Origin of the sequence: Cloacibacterium rupense, assembly GCF_014645495.1 — a bacterium.
GTDB classification, from domain to species: Bacteria; Bacteroidota; Bacteroidia; order Flavobacteriales; family Weeksellaceae; genus Cloacibacterium; species Cloacibacterium rupense.
On the sequence record NZ_BMLV01000002.1, the window covers coordinates 57,647 to 78,190 of the forward strand.

General features: G+C 33.5%; 15 protein-coding genes. 10 read left to right on the top strand and 5 right to left on the bottom strand.

Features of this window, described 5'->3' with window-relative positions:
* Positions 1–50: 50 nt before the first annotated feature.
* Positions 51–2,090: a protein-disulfide reductase DsbD family protein gene (locus IEW40_RS04200; RefSeq protein WP_188616841.1), complete on the top strand. Its 2,040-nt coding sequence runs from the start codon at positions 51–53 to the stop codon at positions 2,088–2,090.
* A 53-nt stretch (positions 2,091–2,143) separates the two neighbouring features.
* On the opposite strand, the gene IEW40_RS04205 is transcribed toward IEW40_RS04200, so the two are convergent.
* Both IEW40_RS04205 and IEW40_RS04210 read right to left on the bottom strand, forming a co-directional pair.
* Positions 2,144–2,839 (bottom strand): LytR/AlgR family response regulator transcription factor, encoded by a 696-nt coding sequence (locus tag IEW40_RS04205; protein ID WP_188616842.1) that lies wholly within the window; start codon positions 2,837–2,839, stop codon positions 2,144–2,146.
* Complete coding sequence (locus IEW40_RS04210; RefSeq protein WP_188616843.1) at positions 2,829–3,875, bottom strand: sensor histidine kinase; 1,047 nt, start codon at positions 3,873–3,875, stop codon at positions 2,829–2,831. The genes IEW40_RS04205 and IEW40_RS04210 overlap by 11 nt, the downstream gene beginning before the upstream one ends.
* A gap of 310 nt (positions 3,876–4,185) precedes the next feature.
* Here IEW40_RS04210 and IEW40_RS04215 point away from each other — a divergent pair, with 310 nt between their 5' ends.
* The 5 genes from IEW40_RS04215 to IEW40_RS04235 all read left to right on the top strand — a co-directional run bounded on the left by IEW40_RS04215 (position 4,186) and on the right by IEW40_RS04235 (position 13,689).
* Positions 4,186–7,059 carry a SusC/RagA family TonB-linked outer membrane protein gene (locus tag IEW40_RS04215; RefSeq protein WP_188616844.1) on the top strand — a complete coding sequence of 958 codons (2,874 nt, stop codon included), beginning with the start codon at positions 4,186–4,188 and terminating at the stop codon, positions 7,057–7,059.
* A 12-nt stretch (positions 7,060–7,071) separates the two neighbouring features.
* The gene (locus tag IEW40_RS04220) at positions 7,072–8,652 is read left to right on the top strand and encodes a SusD/RagB family nutrient-binding outer membrane lipoprotein (protein WP_188616845.1); all 1,581 of its coding nucleotides are present in this window, start codon (positions 7,072–7,074) and stop codon (positions 8,650–8,652) included.
* 243 nt (positions 8,653–8,895) lie between these two features.
* Positions 8,896–10,830, top strand: a complete 1,935-nt coding sequence (gene nagB, locus IEW40_RS04225) for a glucosamine-6-phosphate deaminase (protein ID WP_188616846.1) — start codon at positions 8,896–8,898, stop codon at positions 10,828–10,830.
* 135 nt (positions 10,831–10,965) lie between these two features.
* Positions 10,966–12,996, top strand: a complete 2,031-nt coding sequence (locus IEW40_RS04230; protein WP_188616847.1) for a beta-N-acetylhexosaminidase — start codon at positions 10,966–10,968, stop codon at positions 12,994–12,996.
* 174 nt (positions 12,997–13,170) lie between these two features.
* Positions 13,171–13,689: an ExbD/TolR family protein gene (locus IEW40_RS04235; protein WP_188616848.1), complete on the top strand. Its 519-nt coding sequence runs from the start codon at positions 13,171–13,173 to the stop codon at positions 13,687–13,689.
* A 35-nt stretch (positions 13,690–13,724) separates the two neighbouring features.
* On the opposite strand, the gene IEW40_RS04240 is transcribed toward IEW40_RS04235, so the two are convergent.
* Positions 13,725–14,102 carry a rhodanese-like domain-containing protein gene (locus IEW40_RS04240; protein WP_188616849.1) on the bottom strand — a complete coding sequence of 126 codons (378 nt, stop codon included), beginning with the start codon at positions 14,100–14,102 and terminating at the stop codon, positions 13,725–13,727.
* 108 nt (positions 14,103–14,210) lie between these two features.
* Between IEW40_RS04240 and IEW40_RS04245 the strand changes: the two genes are divergently transcribed.
* From IEW40_RS04245 to IEW40_RS04255, 3 genes are all read left to right on the top strand, one after another.
* Positions 14,211–15,137: a YeiH family protein gene (locus tag IEW40_RS04245; protein WP_188616850.1), complete on the top strand. Its 927-nt coding sequence runs from the start codon at positions 14,211–14,213 to the stop codon at positions 15,135–15,137.
* Between the two features lie 102 nt (positions 15,138–15,239).
* Positions 15,240–15,743: a hypothetical protein gene (locus IEW40_RS04250; protein ID WP_188616851.1), complete on the top strand. Its 504-nt coding sequence runs from the start codon at positions 15,240–15,242 to the stop codon at positions 15,741–15,743.
* 72 nt (positions 15,744–15,815) lie between these two features.
* Positions 15,816–16,598: an alpha/beta fold hydrolase gene (locus tag IEW40_RS04255; protein ID WP_188616852.1), complete on the top strand. Its 783-nt coding sequence runs from the start codon at positions 15,816–15,818 to the stop codon at positions 16,596–16,598.
* Positions 16,599–16,887: 289 nt separating this feature from the next.
* Here IEW40_RS04255 and IEW40_RS04260 read toward each other — a convergent pair whose 3' ends face one another.
* Together IEW40_RS04260 and hypD are read right to left on the bottom strand one after the other, a co-directional pair.
* Positions 16,888–17,490 carry a HoxN/HupN/NixA family nickel/cobalt transporter gene (locus IEW40_RS04260; protein WP_188616853.1) on the bottom strand — a complete coding sequence of 201 codons (603 nt, stop codon included), beginning with the start codon at positions 17,488–17,490 and terminating at the stop codon, positions 16,888–16,890.
* Between the two features lie 50 nt (positions 17,491–17,540).
* Positions 17,541–18,617 carry a hydrogenase formation protein HypD gene (hypD, locus tag IEW40_RS04265; RefSeq protein ID WP_188616854.1) on the bottom strand — a complete coding sequence of 359 codons (1,077 nt, stop codon included), beginning with the start codon at positions 18,615–18,617 and terminating at the stop codon, positions 17,541–17,543.
* Between the two features lie 130 nt (positions 18,618–18,747).
* On the opposite strand from hypD, the gene IEW40_RS04270 reads away from it, so the two are divergent.
* Positions 18,748–20,526 (top strand): chloride channel protein, encoded by a 1,779-nt coding sequence (locus tag IEW40_RS04270; RefSeq protein ID WP_188616855.1) that lies wholly within the window; start codon positions 18,748–18,750, stop codon positions 20,524–20,526.
* Positions 20,527–20,544 lie beyond the last annotated feature (18 nt).

Consider the following 20,544-nt stretch of genomic DNA (forward strand, 5'->3'; position numbering starts at 1 on the left):
CATTTTTAATCCGTCGTTTTTTTTACTTTTGTAACTTTAAAAATTTAAAAATGAAGAAATTTTTGCTCTTGTTTTTCGCGGTTGTCTCTCAACTCTTTTTTTCACAAATAGAAAAACACGTAAAGCTGAATTATGATATAAAATCTATTGGTGAAAACCAGTATGAAGCCATTATTACCGCCAAAATAGACAACGGTTGGCATATTTATTCCAAAGACATAGACCCTGAAGTTGGCGCTATTCCTACGGAAATAAAAATCACTTCTAAAGACATAGAATTGATAGGAAAAGCTACCGAAACTGGCAAAAAAGAAACCTCTTTTTCCGAAGCTTTTGGTGCTGATCTTACCACACTATCTGGAAATGTAATTTTTAAGCAAAAATTTAAACTCAAAAATCCTGAAAAAGGAAGTTCTGTAGCCGCAGAATTTACCTATCAAACTTGTAATGATAAGGTTTGTCTAGCGCCAGAAACTTTAGAATTTGAGAAAAAAATAGAAGGTACAGTTGCCACAACTACAGAAACAAGCACCGAAGAAACCCTTACAAAAGACAGCACCAAAACTACAGAAAATGTAAGTCTTGCAACTACATTAAAGGAAGAACAACACGACGGAATTAAGGTAAATAGTTTGGATTTCAAAAATCCATTAACAGACTGCGGAACCAAAACTACAGAAAATAGAGAAAGTAATCTTTGGATTTTTATTTTAGGCTTTATCGGTGGATTGATAGCATTACTTACACCGTGTGTTTTCCCAATGATTCCTTTAACGGTTTCGTTCTTCACCAAAGGACAAAAAGACAAAGCAAAAGGCAAAAGAGATGCCCTACTTTATGGATTTTTCATCCTTTTAATTTTTGTTTTATTAAGCGTTCCTTTTCATATCATTGATGGAATTTCAGGGAACATTTTTAATCAAATTTCCACCAATATTTGGTTAAATTTATTCTTTTTTGCTATTTTCTTATTCTTTGCATTAAGCTTTTTTGGGTACTATGATATCACATTACCAAGTTGGGTAGCCAATAAATCTGCAAAAGCCGAAGAAGCTGGCGGTTTGATTGGGATTTTCTTTATGGCACTAACTTTAGTAATTGTTTCATTTTCTTGTACCGGACCTATTTTAGGAAGTTTATTAGGTGGCGTAGCTTCTAGTTCACAAAATGTTCCATTATTGTTAACCTTTGCATTAGCAGGATTCGGTTTGAGTTGGGCTATTGTTTTTGGCTTGTTGGCATTATTTCCTCAAGCTTTACAAAGTTTGCCAAAATCTGGCGGTTGGATGAATACGGTAAAAGTAGTTCTAGGTTTCATAGAATTAGCTTTAGCACTCAAATTCTTATCAAAAGCAGATTTGGTGTCTAAAACATTCTTATTAAAAAGAGAACTTTTCATAGGAATATGGATTGTAATTGCCATAGCTTTAGCCTTGTATTTATTCGGGAAGATTAAGTTTCCTCACGATGATAAAAACGAAAAAATTTCTACGACTAGAAAAATTTTAGGAATTCTAAGTTTTGGATTTGTAGTGTACTTAGTTCAAGGATTAATACCTGCGGAAAGACCAAAATTACAATTGCTTTCTGGGATTTTGCCTCCAATTAATGTAAGTTATTTCCACGACGAAAAAGATGGAATCTTGGGAATGCATCCTGAACACGATTTCTACAAAGCGATAGAACTTGCAAAAAAAGAAAACAAACCTGTTTTGATAGATTTCACTGGTTACGGTTGTGAAAACTGTAGAAAAATGGAAGAATTTGTTTGGAGTGAACCAGATGTGCTGCCAACTCTGCAAAACGAAGTGGTTTTAGCATCACTATATGTAGATGATAAAGAAGAATTGCCAGAAACCCAGCAAACCAAAATTGATATGGGCAACGGACAAATGAAAAAGGTAAAAACCATTGGTGATAAATGGAGTATGTTTCAACAAGTGAATTTTAATAATAATTCTCAGCCGCATTATGTTTTGGTAACACCAGAAGGAAAAGTGATTAACACGCCTGTTTCTGGTTATATGCCAAAAGAAGATTTCAAAAAATTCTTAGATTGCGGAATTCAGTTTTATAAAAATCAGAAATAAAAACCTCCAAAAAAAACATAAACAAACCCTTGCAGAAATTTTGCAAGGGTTTGTTATTCTAATATTTTGGCTTTCACTTCTTTGGTAAATTTTCTTCCGATTGGGATTTTATAACCCGAAATATTCAGTAAATTTCCTTCGATAGAATTAATTTTATTGAGCGAAACAGTAAAAGATTTGTGAACTCTAGAGAACAAATTTTCTGGCAATTCTTCTGAAATAGACGTCAAAGTTCTGTGAGTAATATATGTTTTTTCTGCGGTGATGACCTTTACATATTCTTTCATTCCTTCCACAAAAATGATTTCGTCTAGTCCTAGTTTCACCATTTTTTTATCTACTTTTATGATGATATAATCATTTTTTTGAGGCGTTACTATTCCTTTTTTAAGTTCATTTTCTATTTTAGAAATTGATTTTATGAAACGTGACATCGGAATAGGTTTTACCAAATAATCTAATACATCTAGGTCATAACTTTCTGCGGCAAACTCTCTGTAAGCTGTAGTGATAATGATTTTGGTATTGTTTTTATTGCTATAAAGCTTTATCAGCTCAAAACCTGACATTAAAGGCATATTGATATCAATAAAAAGAACATCTACCACATTTTTATTGAGAAAATCTAAAGCTTGGACAGAATTATTAAAAACACCTAAGACTTCAAAGTTTGAATAATTTTTAAAATAATTAACAAGAACTTCGATAGCCAAAGGTTCATCATCTACAATTATGCATTTAATTTTCATATTTTATTGGCATTTTAAGTTCTATAATATAATAGTTAAACTTGCTTCTCTGTTTAAAACTAAAGTCATTTTGGTATAAAAGATTCAATCTATTGACCACGTTTTCTATTCCTATTCCGCTGGTAATTTTGTGATGCGGTGAATTTACAAAATTATTAATAACTTCAAAAATCAAGTATTTTTTATCTTCAACAGTACAATTTATTTTAATTCTTAACTCATCATTATATCCTCCGTGTTTCAGAGAATTTTCAATAAAATTGATGAAAATCATGGGCGGAACCATTACTTTATCAATATTTGCATTGATATTGGTAGTTACTTCTATATTTTTAAACCTTAGCTTTTCTATATCTATATAATTCTGGATATAATCAAATTCTTTTATTAGTGGAACGGACTCATTATCCTTAATATCATACAAAACATACTTCATTAATTTAGAAAGTTTGATAATGGTATTAGGCACTAAATTAGACTTAGACAATGACAAGGAATAGAGATTATTAAGTGTATTAAAAAAGAAATGTGGCTGAATTTGAATTTCAAGATTTTTGACTTTCATTTTCAGTTGTTCTTCGTTTAAGGCTCTGTTGCGTTCTCTTTCTCTCAACCATTTTAAGGTAAGATAGACAGAAGATGCCATCGCCAAAACGTATAATTCTCCTATAACAACCGCTACAATATGGTTAACATCAAAAGGATGGTACTCTCTATTGGCTTCTGGCCAAATGTACTTGGTAATCAAAACGTAAGTTAAACCTGTTTTTAGTAAATAGATAACTGCTAAACAACCTAGCAATGCCAAAACATAAGTTTTATATTTTGATTTTAAAAGAAATTTTGGGATTAAAATAAAGAGATTAACATAAACAAATGGAATATGAAGTGAAAACTCTAACAAATTTGACTTAAAAGAATACACATAGTCATTAAAATAAGCACCCCATCTCAAAAAATTTAGAAAAAAATAAGCTAACCAAAAGAAAACGTGATGTTTTGGCCTGATATCGAACTTGAGTAATCCGGTGTCCATTGTTGAATTTTTTTACAACATTACTTAAAATTTGGTTAACAAACATAATTTCTTGTTAATGTTAAATTCAAAACAAGTCATTTTAAGACGATAAAAAGCTATTTATTGAAAGAAAATTAGGCAGTTGATTTAACATAAATTGTCGTTGGTTGAAAAAACAACACTTTTTGTATAATAAATTTTTTTAAGATTTTTTTAACAAATACATTTAGACAACAAGAAAAAGATATTTCGGTTTGATAGAATTTTGTCAATTTAATAATTGCTTTTTTTTTAAACTGAATAGGAACTAATAAATAATCTAATTTATATGAAAAAACTAACAAATGCTGTCTTGATTGTAGTTTTATCTTCATCCTTTGCGCTAGTAAAAGCACAAGAAGAGAAAAGAGATAGTCTTAAGACCAAAGAAATTCAAGGTGTGGTAGTAACTGCATTAGGAATTAAGAAAGAAAAAAGAGCACTTACTTATTCAACACAAGAAATTGGCGGTGATGCATTAGTAAAAGTAAAAGATGCTAACCCAATGAACAGTCTATCTGGTAGAGTAGCGGGTGTAAACATTAGTAGAAGTTCTTCTGGTATTGGTGGTTCTGTGAAAGTAACCCTTAGAGGACAATCTTCTTCTAGAAATAACCAACCACTGTATGTAATAGATGGAGTTCCAATCACCAATTCTACTCCTTCTCAACCTGGTTCTATTTTTGGTGACGAAGGAGGAAGCAGAGATGGTGGTGATGTTCTTTCATTAATCAATCCTGACGACATTGAAAATATTAACGTATTAAGAGGTGCCGCTTCTGCTGCATTATATGGTAGCCAAGGTGCTAATGGCGTTATCTTAATCACAACTAAAAAAGGTAAATCTGGAAAAGTAAGTTTAAATTTCAACTCTAATATTACTGCAGAAAGTGCAGCTTACTATCCAAAACTACAATACGAATACCTAGCAACCAATCCTGGCCAAGGAGGAACAAGCTGGGGAGCAAAAGGAAGCACAGAAGATTATGCTAAAAAATTCTTCAAAACTGGTCTTACAAGCATCAATTCAGTTTCATTGAGTGCTAGTAACAATATTTTTTCAAGCTATTTATCTTATGCTAATACTTCTTCTAATGGTGTAATCCCAACTAGTAGAATGAATCAAAATAACTTTACCTTCAGAGAAACAGTAAACTTATTTGGTGACAAATTAAAAGTAGATGCATCTGTAAATGTATCTGAACAGAGATTTCACAACAGACCAGGGAATGGTTTATATCTAAGTCCTCTAGTAGGATTATACGCTTTCCCAAGAGGTGAAAACTATGATGATTACACCACTAATTTTGAGCGTTTAAATACACAAAATTATATCAAAGAACAGAATATTTTCAATAATGCTGCTTTTACAAGTGACATAGAGCAAAACCCATATTGGTTACTTAATAGAGCTGCAACAGACGAAAACAATAAAAGAGCATACATGAAAGGCTCTATCTCTTATGTTGCCACAGATTGGCTTACCTTCCAAGCTAGAGCTTCTTATGATTATGTAAACAGAAATTACAAAAGAAGATTATACGCTGGAACCACTCCTGTTTTGGCTCATAAATTCGGTAGATATATCAGCGAAAATAGCGTAGATACACAGTGGTACACCGATATCATTGCCACAGCCAATAAGTCTTTCGGCAAGTTTGATGTGAGTGCTGTTTTAGGAGCAAGTAGAAATGATTTTAAACTTGGAGATTTAACTTTTGCAGATTCTGGCTTTGACAAACCAGGGCAAGGTCTTAAAATTCCTAATTATTTCGTTCTTGGCAACTTCGTAGGAACAGAAGGAATAGGTAATTCTATTGGAACTGACAAAGAAACTAAGTCTGTATTTGGAAGTGCACAATTTGGTTTTGATAAAGCTATTTATTTAGATGTTTCAGCAAGAAATGACTGGTCTAGTGCCCTTTCCGAAAGTTTCTTTTATCCTTCTGTAGGTTTATCTACTATTCTTAATAAGTACATAGACTTCGGAGATACTGTAAAATTTTTAAAATTGAGAGGTGCTTATGCACAAGTTGGTAATGACATTCCTTCTTTTATTCAAGGAAATTTATCTAGTACTTATGGTAAATTAACTGGAGGAGTTATTCAGGAACCAGCTGTTTCTAGTTACCCAGGAATTGCTCTAAAACCTGAACTTAAAAAATCTTGGGAAGCAGGTCTTGAAGCTAGATTATTTAATAACAGAGTTAATTTTGATTTTACTTATTATCTATCAAACACCACCAATCAATATTTTGAAATCAATGCAGGAAGTAACATCTACGGGGTACAAAGATGGGCTGTAAATGGTGGAGATATAGAATCTAAAGGTATAGAGGCATCTCTTAACGTAATTCCTTTCAAAGATGACAATTTCGAATGGAGTTCTACCATTAACTTTGGAACCAATAAGAGTTATGTGAAATCACTTTCAGACTTCTTAAGACAAGCAGATGGTACTGTAACGGCAACCCTTACTCCACTTGATAATTCTTTCCAATACATCTTGAAAGAAGGTTCTAGATTTGGAACCATTATGGTAAAACAATTGGCAAAAGATGCTAATGGTCTTGCTATTTTTGATAACAGTTCAGGCACTCCTACTCCTGTTAGTTTAGGAATGCAAGAAGCAGGTACACCATTCCCAGATTGGAATGCTGGTTGGGTAAACACCTTTAATTACAAAAACTTTACACTGAATGTTGTAATTGATGGTAAAATGGGTGGTAAAGCGGTTAGTACCACACAAGCAATGCTAGACCAAGCAGGTGTTTCACAAGCCACTGCAGATGCTAGAAATACCAATAACGGTCAAATATTAGTAAGTGACGGAAAAGGTAACAATTACAACATTAGCGCTAAAGAATACTACAATGCTGTAGGTGGAAGAGATGGATACACTAGCGAATATGTTTATGACCTAAGCAATTTCCGTCTTGCAGAATTCTCTTTGGGTTACAATTTTATTCCTAAAAATAGTTTTATTCAAAAAGCCAATATCTCTATTGTAGGTAGAAATTTATTCTTCATCTACAAAAAAGACAAAAACATACCATTTGATCCAAACGTAGTTTCTAGTACTGGTGAAGCTTTCCAAGGAATAGAAGTATTTTCTCAGCCTTCTACCAGAAGTATTGGTGTTAATCTAAGTGTAAATTTCTAAAAAAGAAAAAGAATGAAAACAATAAAATTTAAAACAAACATATTAAAGTACGGGCTTATTTTGTCTGCTTTAGTTTCGGCTTCTTCTTGTTCTGTAGATGAAAGCAGAAACATAAATGATGAGTACGGACAAACTCCAGAGCAACTTTTACAAGATTTATCAATCGTTAAAGGACCTCTAGTAAATCTTATGTCAAATATCGTAATTGTTACTCCAGAATGGCAGTACCAATTACAACAAAACCTAATGGGTGATGTGTATTCAGGTTATATGACACCTCCTACTCCATTTGCTGGTGATTCTAACAATACCCACTATAACTTAATTGATGGTTGGAATCAATTCCCTTGGACTATTGCTTACCAAGGAGTAATGGCAAATGCTTGGAAAGTAGAGGGTAGAGCTACAGACTTAAAACTACCTCAGTATGTTGGACTTGCAAAAATCCTAAAAGTAGCAGGTATGCATAGGATAAGTGACATCTATGGTCCAATTATCTACACCCACCTAAATGAAAACCCTGGTTTTGATAAATTTGACTCTCAAAAAGATGCTTACTATGCCTTTTTTGCAGATTTAGATGCAGGAATAACTACATTAAAAGACGCCAAAGCTAAAGGATTAAAAGTAGACCCTAGTGGTGATATCACAAGTTTTGGTGGTGATTTAGACAAGTGGATCAAATTTGCAAATTCTTTAAGATTAAGATTGGCTATTAGAATTTCTAACATAGACCCTGCCAAAGCAAAAACAGAAGCAGAAAAAGCAATCGCTGATAACGGAGGTTTACTTTCTAGCAATGCTGATGATTTAATGGTTTTAAAACCTCACCCAGTTGGAGTAATTGCTAACTCTTGGGGTGATACCAGAATGGGGGCTTCTATGGAGTCTATCTTAAACGGTTACCAAGACCCAAGAACAGGTAAATATTTTCAAAAATCTGCTATTAATGGAAACTATGCAGGGATAAGACAAGGGATTGATATTGCTAATAACGGTGGAAAAGATGCTTATGCTAAATTCTCTACACTTACTACTTCAATCACAGAAAAAATTCAGATTATGACCTCTGCCGAAGTACAATTTTTATTGGCTGAAGCTAGCCTAAAAGGCTGGAACACCAATGGCGCTACAGCAGAAAATGCATACAACAAAGGTATCCAACTTTCATTTCAACAATATGGTTTAGATGCTACAGCTTACATTGCTAATTCTACCAATTTGCCAACTGATTATACAGACCCTAATAATGCTGCAAATAATACAGCAGCAGTATCAAAAGTAAACATCGCTTGGAACAATGGTGATACCAATGCTGTAAAACTAGAGAAAATCATTACTCAGAAATGGATTGCTATTTTTCCAGATGGACAAGAAGCTTGGTCAGAATTCAGAAGAACAGGCTATCCTAAACTTTTCCCAGTAAAACTAAATAAAAGTGGAGGCACCATCAGCACAGATAAATTCATCAAGAGAATTAATTTCCCTGCAAGTGAAAAAGCTGCTAACTCTGCTAATGTAGCGGCGGCTGTAGGATTACTTGGTGGCCCTGATAACGGTGGAACTAATCTTTGGTGGGATACCAATAAATAATTAAAAAAATAATTGATTATTCTAAAAATGGTATAAGTGTACTTATGCTTATACCATTTTTTTAAGAACAGAATTTATCAATTTTTATCTACAAAAAACCATTTAAAGCAGATTATCTATTAATAATTGCCGTTGGTATAAAGAATAAAGCCTTTAGATTATTTTATTTTTTTTAGACTAAAAACACCTCTAACTTTGAAATAAAATAATCACAAAAAAGTAAATGCTAAAATCTTTCTCAAGATGAAAAATAATTATACCCAAAGAGACATCACATATAAAACTGCTGGTCAGTTTGAGGAAACTCGTTTCGAAAAAATCCATAATGAAATTTTTGATAATTCTGTAGAAGCATCAAAGATTGTAGCGTGGGAAATTGCTGAATTAATCAGAACTAAACAAAAAGAAAAAAAGAATTGCGTCTTAGGCCTTGCTACCGGTTCTTCACCGATCAAAGTGTATGAAGAATTGGTAAGAATGCACAAAGAAGAAAATCTTAGCTTCAGTAATGTAATCACCTTCAATCTAGATGAATATTACCCAATGTCTAGAGACAATAAGCAGAGCTATCATTTCTTTATGCATCAGCATTTGTTTAATCATATAGACATTCATCCTGATAATATCAATATCCCAAACGGCACCATTCCATTTGACGAAATTAATCAGTACTGCATCGATTATGAAATGAAAATCAAAAATGCAGGTGGACTAGATTTTCAACTTTTAGGAATTGGTAGAACTGGGCACGTAGGCTTTAATGAACCTGGCTCACACATCAATTCCGGAACCAGAATCATCACCTTAGACCACATCACTCGTGTAGATGCTTCTTCTGATTTTAATGGTTTAGAAAATGTACCGAAAAGAGCCATCACAATGGGTGTTTCTACCATTATGCGTTCTAAGAGAATTGTACTTCTAGCTTGGGGACAAAACAAAGCGGAAATCATCAAAAGAACCATTCAAGGGGAAATAAGCAGTGATATCCCTGCTACATTTTTACAAAATCACCCTAATGCTACCTTTGTTTTAGATAAATCTGCTGCTTCTCTATTAACCAGATTCGAGACTCCTTGGTTAGTGGGAGAATGTATTTGGACCAAAGAATTAAGAAGTAAAGCGATTGTTTGGCTCTGCGAAACTACCGGAAAACCTGTTTTAAAACTTACAGACAGAGACTACAATAACAACGGAATGTCTGACTTATTGGCTCAGGAGGGTTCTGCCTATGACTTAAACATCAAAATGTTTAACCAACTGCAGCACACCATCACTGGTTGGCCCGGAGGTAAACCCAACCACGATGATTCTCATAGACCAGAAAGAGCAAATCCCGCTAAGAAAAGAGTCATTATTTTCAGTCCACACCCAGATGACGATGTAATTTCTATGGGAGGTACCTTTAATAGATTAATTAAACAAGGACATGAAGTACACGTAGTTTACCAAACTTCTGGTAATATAGCTGTTACAGATGCCGAAGCATTAAAATTTGCTGAAGTTTGCAATGACTTTGTAGGAGAAGACAATAGCAAAATTAATTTTCAGAATGTAATAGATTTCTTAAACAATAAAAATGAAAACCAGATAGATTCTTTAGATGTAAGAAAACTGAAAGGTCTTATCAGAAGAAGAGAATCTTATGCTGCGGTAAGATATTTTGGGTTAAATAATGAAAATGTTCACTTTCTAGATTTACCATTCTACGAAACAGGCTACGTGAAAAAAAATCCACCGACTGAAGTAGATGTCAACTTAGTTTCAGAAATTATCTCTAAGATTAAACCTCATCAGATTTTTGCAGCAGGTGACTTAGCAGATCCACACGGAACGCACGAAGTTTGTCTTAACGTTATATTCGCTGCTTTAAAACAACTCAAAAGCAAACCTTATATGAAGGACTGCTGGCTTTGGTTATACCGAGGAGCTTGGCACGAATGGGACATTCACGAAATAGATATGGCAGTTCCACTAAGCCCAGACGAAGTATTGGCAAAAAGACATTCTATCCTCTTCCATCAATCTCAGAAAGACAAAGTAATGTTCCAAGGAAATGACCTTAGAGAATTCTGGGTAAGAGCCGAAGATAGAAATAAAAATACTGCAAAACTTTACAACCAACTAGGGCTTGCAGAATACGAGGCCATAGAAGCCTTCAAAAAATTTGAATATTAACCTAAAAATTTTAATCAACAACCTCGAAAAGAGTTTTTCATCATATGTGTTTTTCTTTCTCGCCAGATTATGTGGTACCATCACATAATCTGCGAGATTTTAAAAAAATCTTTGTTGATTAATTAATAACCACAAATGAAATACCCAATTATCACCTTACTACTTTCTATTTTTTCTTTTGGGCAAGTTCAAAAAGAACAACTCAACTTGATGCCTTGGCCAAAGGAAATTAAAGTAAATTCTGGAAACTTCATTCTAAATAAAGATTTTAAAATCAATATTAATGGAGCTTCTAGCGATAGAGTTTATAAAGCGGCTTCTAAATTCTTAAGAAGATTAGACGGCAGAACAGGTACATTTTTTAATCAAGGATTCATTACCCAGAATAATGAATTTCCGGGTGCTAATTTTCAGATTTCGGTTAAAAATGTAGCTTCTCTAAACCTTAATCGTGATGAAAGCTATCAATTATCAGTTTCGGAAGACAAAATTAATCTTACCGCTAATACAGATATCGGGGCAATTTATGGCTTAGAAACTCTTCTCCAATTACTACAAAACAACTCCAAAACCTACTATTTCCCTTTAATTTCTATCAATGACAACCCTAGATTCAAATGGAGAGGACTGATGATAGATGCGGCAAGAAGATTTCAACCAATAGAAGTCATCAAAAGAAATCTAGATGCTATGGCTGCCGTGAAGATGAATGTTTTTCATTGGCATTTGGTAGATGACCAAGGTTGGAGAATAGAAATGAAAAACCTGAAACAACTCCACGAAAAAGCTTCTGATGGACTTTATTATACTCAAGAAGAAATAAAAAATGTGGTAAAATATGCTTCTGATTTAGGGATTATGGTAGTACCAGAAATAGACGTTCCTGGCCATGCTTCTGCTATCCTTACAGCTTTTCCAGAAATTGGAAGTACTCCAAATTTTAAATATTCTGTAGAAAGAAATGCAGGCATTTTTACCCCTACTCTAGACCCTAGCAATCCTAAAACTTATACAATACTTGAAAAAATATTCGATGAAGTCTGCCCTCTTTTCCCTAGTGATATTTTCCACATTGGTGGTGATGAAAACGAAGGTAAAGAATGGGATGCCAATCCTAAAATTCAAGAATTTAAAAAATCAAAAAACTTAAAAACTAATCACGATTTACAGACTTATTTCACCATGAAATTGGTCCCAATGCTCAAGAAACATCACAAAAAATTAATGGGTTGGGAAGAAATTATGACCAACGAAATGTCTAAAGAAGCCATCATACACGCTTGGAAAGGACCAAATGAAGGTAAACCTGCCGGAGAATCATTAGCTCAAGCTGCTAAAAATGGCTATAAAACTGTACTTTCTAATGGATTTTATATAGATTTAGTCTTAGGGGTAGAAAATCATTACCTCACAGAACCAATCAATGAAAAATTCAATCTTAATAAATCAGAAATCGAAAATATTTTGGGTGGTGAAGCTACCATGTGGAGCGAATTAGCCTCTCCTCTTACCATCGATTCTAGAATTTGGCCTAGAACAGCAGCCATTGCAGAAAGACTTTGGTCTGATGTTTCTGTTAAAGATGTTAAAGACATGAAAAGAAGACTTTCTTCTGTATCAGTAAGACTAGAAGAATTAGGGATTACACACCTAAGAAACAAAGGCGTAATTCTAAGAAACATAAGCAACAATCAAAATACATCGGCAGTAGAGGAATTTTCAAAAATCTGCGAACCTCTAAAATTATATTCTAGAAACAAAGGCGGCACAGAATATCAGATGTATTCTCCCCTCACTCTTTTTGCAGACGCCTGTACTCCAGACGCTTCAGATGCTGTTTTGTTCAATGACTTGGTTAATGAATTTACTAATAATAAAACCAATGAAACGGTAAAATCACAAATTTTAGAATTTCTAAAAAAATGGAAAAACAACCATTCTGAATTGGTAAAACTCAATGAGAATGCACCTATTATTGGTAGTTTTTTACCTCTATCAAAAAGTCTAAACGATATTTCTACTCAGTTAATTTATAAGCTAGAAAACAACTCTAATTACAATCCAGAATTGGCAAACAAACTATGGATAGAGTGTAATTCTAAGGAATATGCAGATGTAGAACTTGGCATTGCAGAAAGTTTAAAAAAACTAATTACATTCATATAATATTCTTTTTCACACAACACAACTTCTAAAAGCTTGAAACATTTCAAGCTTTTTTTATTTTCATTTATTTAACATTTTTTAACTTTCGGTATAATAATTGTATTTTGTTTAACAATTAAATAATGAATCATCATTATTTAAAACAATTCGTTTAATTTTTTAAAATTTACAATTATGGCTGAAATGACAACCCCCGAAAAACAAAACGGAAAAAGTTTTCAAAAGAAAAAAATCATTCGTGTAGACATGACACCTATGGTAGATTTAGGATTTTTGTTGATTACATTTTTTATGTTAGCAACTAGTTTTTCTAAACCCAATGTAATGAATCTTGGCTTGCCTGCTGGCGAACAAGAAAGCGGAACTGTAATAGACGTGAGAAACCAAATCACTTTTATTATTGGTAAAAACAATAGAGTTTTCTATTATCAAGGCGAGAAAAAAGACTTAAACACCAATGTACTAAAAGAAACCACTTTCTCTAGTTCTGGCATTACCAAAATCATTGAAAACGCAAAAGATAGCGCTCCTAAAAAAGAACTTTTTACAGTAATTATAAAACCAACAGATGACGCCAAATACATCAATTTTGTAGATATGCTAGACGAGATGGAAATCACCCAATCTGAAAGATACGGCATCAGCGAAATTTCTGATGTAGAAAAAACAGTATACCAAGAAAAAATAAAATAAACCAAAAAGCTTGAGAAAAGTCCTCAAGCTTTTATTTATTTCGCCAATTCGGCATTTATAGTATCGGTATTTATTCCGTTGATTACATTTTTGATACCATTACTTTCTAAAATTTTTTTGGCTTGTCCGCTGCGGTTTCCACTTCTACAGAAAACTACCACACCAGGTTTTCCTTTGAATTCATTTATTCTACTTTCTACTTCACTCAGAGGAATATTGATAGCACCATTTACAGAACCAGATGCAAATTCTTCTGGTGTTCTTACATCTACCATTAGCGCACCTTTTGCTACTTCATCTTTTACACTCAATTCCTTTTGTTCTGTTGAATTTGTTTGAATTCCAGCTGATTTAGGCGATGAGCATGAAGCCAAAACAACGATTACAAGTAATAGATTTAATATTCTTTTCATAATATACTTTTTAACAAAACTATTTTATTAAGCATTTTTCTTTTGTAACAAAAGTTACACAATAGAGTTCCATTTTTGATATTTTTGCATTCGTATAAAAAAAACGCAATGTTTCAAAATAAAATTTTCTTAAAAATTCTGTTCATCATTCTTGCTACATTGAGCTTTTTCCCTATGGTTTCACCACCTATTGCGCTTTTTTTAGGAATTATTTTCGTCAATATTTTTAGTCAGGTTTTTAATGCTGACAAAATAATAAAAATTGTCTTACAAGTCTCTATTGTAGGTTTAGGCTTCGGAATCAATCTCCAACAAGCTTTACAAGCAGGTTCAGAAGGCTTTTGGTTTACCGTTTTCAGCATTGCATTAATATTAATATTGGGAATCATTCTCGGATATTTTTTCAAAATTGACAAAATCATCACTCAACTTATTTCATTCGGCACAGCCATTTGTGGCGGTAGCGCCATTGCTGCTATTGCGCCCATATTAAAGGCAAATTCTAAACAAACTTCGGTTTCTTTGGGTATTATTTTCTTTTTAAACGCGCTTGCACTATTCATTTTCCCAGAAATTGGTCAGGCTTTTAATTTATCACAAAACCAATTCGGAATTTGGAGCGCCATTGCCATTCATGATACCAGTTCTGTAGTTGGCGCAGCCAGCAAATATGGCCACGAAGCACTGCAAACTGCCACCACCGTAAAACTTGCACGCGCACTTTGGATTATTCCTCTTTCATTTGTTTTTTCGTTACTTAATAAAAGTGATGGCAAGGTGAAAATCCCTTATTTCATCGGCTTTTTCGTCTTGGCAATTCTTGTTAATTCTTATTTTCCTGCGATTAAAGAAGTTACTAATTATATGGTAGATTTTTCTAAATCTTCGCTCAAAGTGTCATTATTTCTCATAGGAACAGGGTTGTCTTTCCAAAATCTTAAAAATATCGGCATCAAACCCTTATTTCTAGGCATTATTCTTTGGATTGTTATTTCGGTAATCAGTCTATTTGCTGTTTTAGAATTTTTAAAATAATCTAGAGCATAATCTAAATTTTGGTAAAAAATTCCAACTTTCTATTCCCGATTTTTTGAAATTTTATTCTAAATTTGTATTTAATCAAATAAAATCATAACCATGAAAAGACTTTTTTTAATTCCCTTAGCATTCGCCATTATCGCCTGCAACAAAAACGGAGAAAACAACGCAAAAAAAATAGACAGCACCAAAATTATAGACTCTATGAATGTGATTATTAAAAAACATAATGACAGCATTAGAGCACTCAATAGCAAAAATCATTTTGAAGATTTAAGCGGCACTCACCAACTTACATTCTCCGCAGACGATGGAACTACGCTCTCTGGTACAGTGAAATTCATCAAAATTATGAGTGATGGCTACGAAGTAAAAGGCCAAGCAAAATCAGGAAAAAACTCACTAATCATTGATGGCAAAGCTGACCGTGTTACTAAAAAACACATCAATTTCTACGGAGAAATAACACAAACCATCAACGGAAAAACAGAGTCAAAAAAGAAAAGCAATACCTTCCGAGACGAAGGAAAAGGAAAATTTTTTAGACTTCAACAAAAAGTTAATTCTGAAGGTTTTGTAGATTATATCGATATTCATTACTAAATTTGAAATGAATTATTTGAGATTGTGAATTTCAAATTTCAAACCTCAAATATAAAAATCAAATAATTGCTTATGTTACACTACAAAATATCAGGAAACGGCAAAAAACCATTGGTTTTACTTCACGGTTTTATGGAAAATTCTGAAATCTGGAATGATATAGAACCTTCTCTTTCTCAGGAGTTTACTTTAATCAAAATCGATTTACCAGGCCACGGAAAATCTGAAAATTACAACGCAGTAAATGCTATGGATTTTATGGCAGAAAAAGTAAAAGAAGTCATAGAAAAACTTAATTTTAAAAAAATCAATATTTTAGGGCATTCTATGGGAGGTTACGTTTCTTTGGCTTTTGCTGAGAAATTTCCTGAGTTGGTAGAAAGTATGACACTATTTTTTTCTACTACTTTGGCAGATGACGAAGAAAAAAAAGAAATTCGCAGAAGAAGCATTGGCGTGATTGATGAAAATTTTGAAACATTTGTCAATACCAGCATCCCTAATCTTTTTAGCAATAACGAAAAAGATATTTTAGAAGGTAAAATAGAACTCGCCAAAAAAATTGCAAAATCTACCAACAAAGAAGGGGTAAAAGCGGCTCAACTAGGAATGGCTGAAAGACCAGATCGCACCCAAATTTTAGAAAATTTAGATGCCAAAATCCTGATCATTGCAGGGAAATATGACAATGCTGTAAAAACCAAAAATCTTCTAAAAGTACTTCCTGATAAAACGAATATTAAAACATACGTTCTAGATTGCGGACATTGCGGACATTGGGAAAAACCTTCGATTTGTGCAGAGATTATTAACACGGAGTTGTTGCATAATTTGCCGAAGAAGTTGGTGTTTTAGAAGTTTTCGCAAAGTTTGTCTTTCCGAAGGAATCTAAATTTATTTTGTAGATTCTTTGTTGAGATTCCTTCGTAATAACAAAAATGTTGTTTTAAGATTGTTCTCAATTTTTTTTCTAATTTTCTTCGCAATGGGGATTGACTTCGTCGAACCACTTCGTTAGGTTTGCAGTCGAAACCCCGCAACCGCTGAAAGCGAGTAAGGAATTTAAACGAAAAGCCCGACCCTTTTTGCAAAATTGTTCGGGTTTAGCGCTGGGAAATTTTGCAAATTGGGGATTGCCCAAATTCTACAACATAAGATTTTCGTAAACTACTTTTCCGCCGTAAATGATGCAAAGCAATGAAGAAATAATAACCAAACTGGTTTGCAATTTTTTAGATTTTAAAAGCGATTTGGTATAGGGGATACTAAATAAATAGGCCGCCAAAAACATCCCAAAAATAGAACCTAAACCAAAAATTAAAATATAAACAAGACCTTCTAACGGGGTTTTCATCTGAGAAATCACCAAAACCACCAAAGCGCCACTGCCCGCCAAACCATGTATTAACCCTACGCCAAAAGCAGCTCTAGATGTATTGTGAGTATGCGTATGCTCTTTCGGGAAATAAAGTTTATACATTCTGTAAATTCCTAGAAAAATGAGCATAATACCCACACCTGCTTCGAAATTTTTAAAAATATTTTCACCAATATTAAATTTGAAGCCAATCATTAAAATACCTACCAAAAATATGGTGGTGGTATGCCCAATGCCCCAAAAAATTCCGTCTTTAATGGATTGTTTTAAATTTTCGCGATGAGAGACAAGCGTGTTGACCGCCAACAAATGGTCGGCTTCAAAAGCGTGTTCTAATCCTGCGTAAATGGTAAGAAATATTTTAAACATTTAATTGATTTGAGGTTTTAAATTTGAAATTTAATATGATGAGTTTCAATTTATGAATAATGATAATATGCTGCACACGCTCCTTCTGAAGAAACCATAGGTGCACCTAGTGGATTTCCGGGGTTGCACGTTTTCCCGAATCGTGGGCATTCTACAGGTTTTTTTATACCTTTTAATATTTCACCAGCGATGCAAAGATTCTCTTCTTTTTTGGCAGAATTAGAAATGTCAAATTTTCTGGAGGCATCAAATTCCGCATATTTTTCTTTCATTACCAATCCACTTTCTGGGATTTTCCCAATTCCTCTCCATTCTTGTTCGCCAATTTCAAAAATTTCGTTCACCACGTTTTGCGCAGGTAAATTTCCTTCTTCTTTTACTAATCTTTCGTAGCAATTTTCAACTTTATACTCTCCTTTTTCGAGTTGAAGAACAGCATGATATATCGCTTGAAGTAAATCTGCAGGTTCAAAACCAGAGATTACAATTGGGATTTTATACTTTTCTGCAATAGGATGATATTCTTTCAGCCCCATAATTGTGTTGACATGTCCAGCGCCTAAAAATGCATTAATTTTACAAAATTCATCGTCTAAAATAGCTTCCATAGCTGGCGGAACCAAAACGTGTGAAACCAAAAGTGAGAAATTTTTTAATCCTAATTTTTGTGCATGAACTACACTTAAAGCATTACTCGGAGCTGTAGTTTCAAAACCAACAGCAAAGAAAACCACTTCTCTATCTGGATTTTGCTCTGCTATTTTAACCGCTTCTAATGGCGAATACAAAATTCTCAAATCTCCACCATCAGCTTTGGCTTGAAGCAAAGACTTTTTGCTTCCCGGAACTCTCACCATATCCCCAAAAGAACAGAGAATCACCCCTTTTTCCATTAAAGCGACGGCTTTATCTATCAAAGAAATTGGCGTAACACAAACTGGACAGCCTGGCCCATGAATCATTCTTACATTTTCTGGCAACAATTCTAGCAAACCATTTTTGACCAAAGAATGGGTTTGTCCACCGCAAATTTCCATAATATTCCAAGGTTGGGTCACGGTTTTCTCTATTTCAGAAAGATAAAATTTTACCAATTCTGGATTGCGATACTCTGTAAGAAATTTCATTTTTAGACTTGTAATAATTGTTTAATTTCTAATTTTATCAACTATGCAATTTAATAATTTTTAAGCAATTAAGGAACGAGTAATAGATTAAAACACTAAATTTGTCTATGATTTTTTTCATTCAAGAAAAATGAATTTTTTAGACAAAAGAAAAATCCCCGTTCTACTGAGGAAGTTCAAATACAAAAACCCTCAAGCCTTTCTATACATTGCGAGCACCATTGTAGGATTGATAGGTGGTTTGGCTGCCGTCTTTCTTAAAAACCTAGTGCATTGGACTGAAGAATTTGTTTACTCAGATTACACCGAACATTATTACATTTGGACGATATTTTTACCAGCCATTGGGATTCTTTTGACGGTCCTTTATATAAAATTTTTCGTTAAAAAGAACATCAGTCATGGCGTAGGAAAAGTGCTAGCTTCCATCTCTAAACAACGCAGCGAAATTGAAAAAAGCAACACTTATACTTCTGTAGTTGCCAGTAGTTTAACCGTTGGCTTCGGGGGTTCTGTAGGTCTAGAAGCGCCAGTAGTTTACACCGGAGCGGCCATTGGAAGTAACTTTGCGCAATATTTTAATTTAAATTTCAAGCTCAGAACATTGCTTATCGCTTGTGGGTGTTCTGCTGCCATTGCAGGAATTTTTAAAGCGCCTATTGCTGCTATTATTTTTTCTTTAGAAGTTCTGATGATAGATTTAACCATGTGGTCTATCGTTCCGCTTTTGATAGCATCAGTTACGGGAGCCCTAGTTTCATTTTTTATGATGGGCGAAAACGTCACTTTTTCTTTTGCGGTATTTCAACATTTTGATAAAACTAAATTTCCAATTTATATCATTTTAGGTGTATTTTGTGGTTTGTATGCTTTATTATTTATAAAAATCACCAGATATATTGAATCTAAGTTTGAGAAATATAAAAACATTTATGTAAAGTCTATTTTAGGAGGTTTGGGCGTTGGTCTATTGATTTTTATATTTCCACCATTATTTGGTGAAGGTTATATTTCTCTTCAAAACATTCTGGGAAGGGGATTTCCTAAAGAAATAATGAATAACACCATTTTCTATTCAGAAGCGAATAGTGAAGCTTTTTTTATTCTTTTCTTAATTGGTGTACTATTCTTAAAAATAATTGCGAGTAGCTTAACAACAGCTTCTGGTGGAATTGGCGGTGTGTTTGCGCCTTCACTTTTTGCTGGGGGAATTTTAGGATTCACTTTTTCTAGAATTATCAATGCTTCTAAAATCATCAACGTTTCTGAACATAATTTTGCATTGGTTGGTATGGCTGGTGTAATGTCTGCCATAATGCACGCTCCCATGACTTCCATTTTTCTAATTGCAGAAATTACGGGTGGTTACAATTTACTTTTGCCACTTATCATCACTTCTCTTACAGCGTATGTGGTCAAAAATAAACTAGACAAACACTCTGTTTATACCTATAATCTGAGCCTAGAACACAAATTAATTACTCACAATAAAGATAAAGCAGCGCTGAGATTGCTCAACATTTCAAAATTAATCGAAAAAGATTATCAACCCATCAACGTGAATTTGTCTGTTTCTGAGTTGGTAAAATTAATTCCACTAACCGACAAAAATATTTTCGTGGTAGAAGATGACGAGCATCAATTTATAGGAATAGTTCAATTAGAAGAAAACATCAATCTCTTATTAGATAAAAACAGACATGAGAAACTATTGTTAGCTGACATTGTAACGGTTCCTCCAGCACAAATAGAACCAAACGATAGACCTACCAAAATTATTCTAAAATTTGACCAAACCAATGCTTGGTTTTTGCCAGTAATAGAAAAAGGAAAATTTATTGGGATGCTTTCTAAGTCTAAAATTTTACACAAATACAGAGAATCTATTGTGGAGTCTTCTGATGACTAAAATAGTTTAAAAAATCAA

Coding starts and splice junctions, on each gene's coding strand:
- IEW40_RS04245 (WP_188616850.1), top strand. CDS start 14,211: ATGTTTCAAAATAAAATTTTCTTAAAAATTCTGTTCATCATTCTTGCT.
- nagB (WP_188616846.1), top strand. CDS start 8,896: ATGAAAAATAATTATACCCAAAGAGACATCACATATAAAACTGCTGGT.
- IEW40_RS04255 (WP_188616852.1), top strand. CDS start 15,816: ATGTTACACTACAAAATATCAGGAAACGGCAAAAAACCATTGGTTTTA.
- IEW40_RS04200 (WP_188616841.1), top strand. CDS start 51: ATGAAGAAATTTTTGCTCTTGTTTTTCGCGGTTGTCTCTCAACTCTTT.
- IEW40_RS04220 (WP_188616845.1), top strand. CDS start 7,072: ATGAAAACAATAAAATTTAAAACAAACATATTAAAGTACGGGCTTATT.
- IEW40_RS04260 (WP_188616853.1), bottom strand. CDS start 17,490: ATGTTTAAAATATTTCTTACCATTTACGCAGGATTAGAACACGCTTTT.
- IEW40_RS04205 (WP_188616842.1), bottom strand. CDS start 2,839: ATGAAAATTAAATGCATAATTGTAGATGATGAACCTTTGGCTATCGAA.
- IEW40_RS04215 (WP_188616844.1), top strand. CDS start 4,186: ATGAAAAAACTAACAAATGCTGTCTTGATTGTAGTTTTATCTTCATCC.
- IEW40_RS04230 (WP_188616847.1), top strand. CDS start 10,966: ATGAAATACCCAATTATCACCTTACTACTTTCTATTTTTTCTTTTGGG.
- IEW40_RS04210 (WP_188616843.1), bottom strand. CDS start 3,875: ATGGACACCGGATTACTCAAGTTCGATATCAGGCCAAAACATCACGTT.
- IEW40_RS04250 (WP_188616851.1), top strand. CDS start 15,240: ATGAAAAGACTTTTTTTAATTCCCTTAGCATTCGCCATTATCGCCTGC.
- IEW40_RS04235 (WP_188616848.1), top strand. CDS start 13,171: ATGGCTGAAATGACAACCCCCGAAAAACAAAACGGAAAAAGTTTTCAA.
- IEW40_RS04240 (WP_188616849.1), bottom strand. CDS start 14,102: ATGAAAAGAATATTAAATCTATTACTTGTAATCGTTGTTTTGGCTTCA.
- IEW40_RS04270 (WP_188616855.1), top strand. CDS start 18,748: ATGAATTTTTTAGACAAAAGAAAAATCCCCGTTCTACTGAGGAAGTTC.
- hypD (WP_188616854.1), bottom strand. CDS start 18,617: ATGAAATTTCTTACAGAGTATCGCAATCCAGAATTGGTAAAATTTTAT.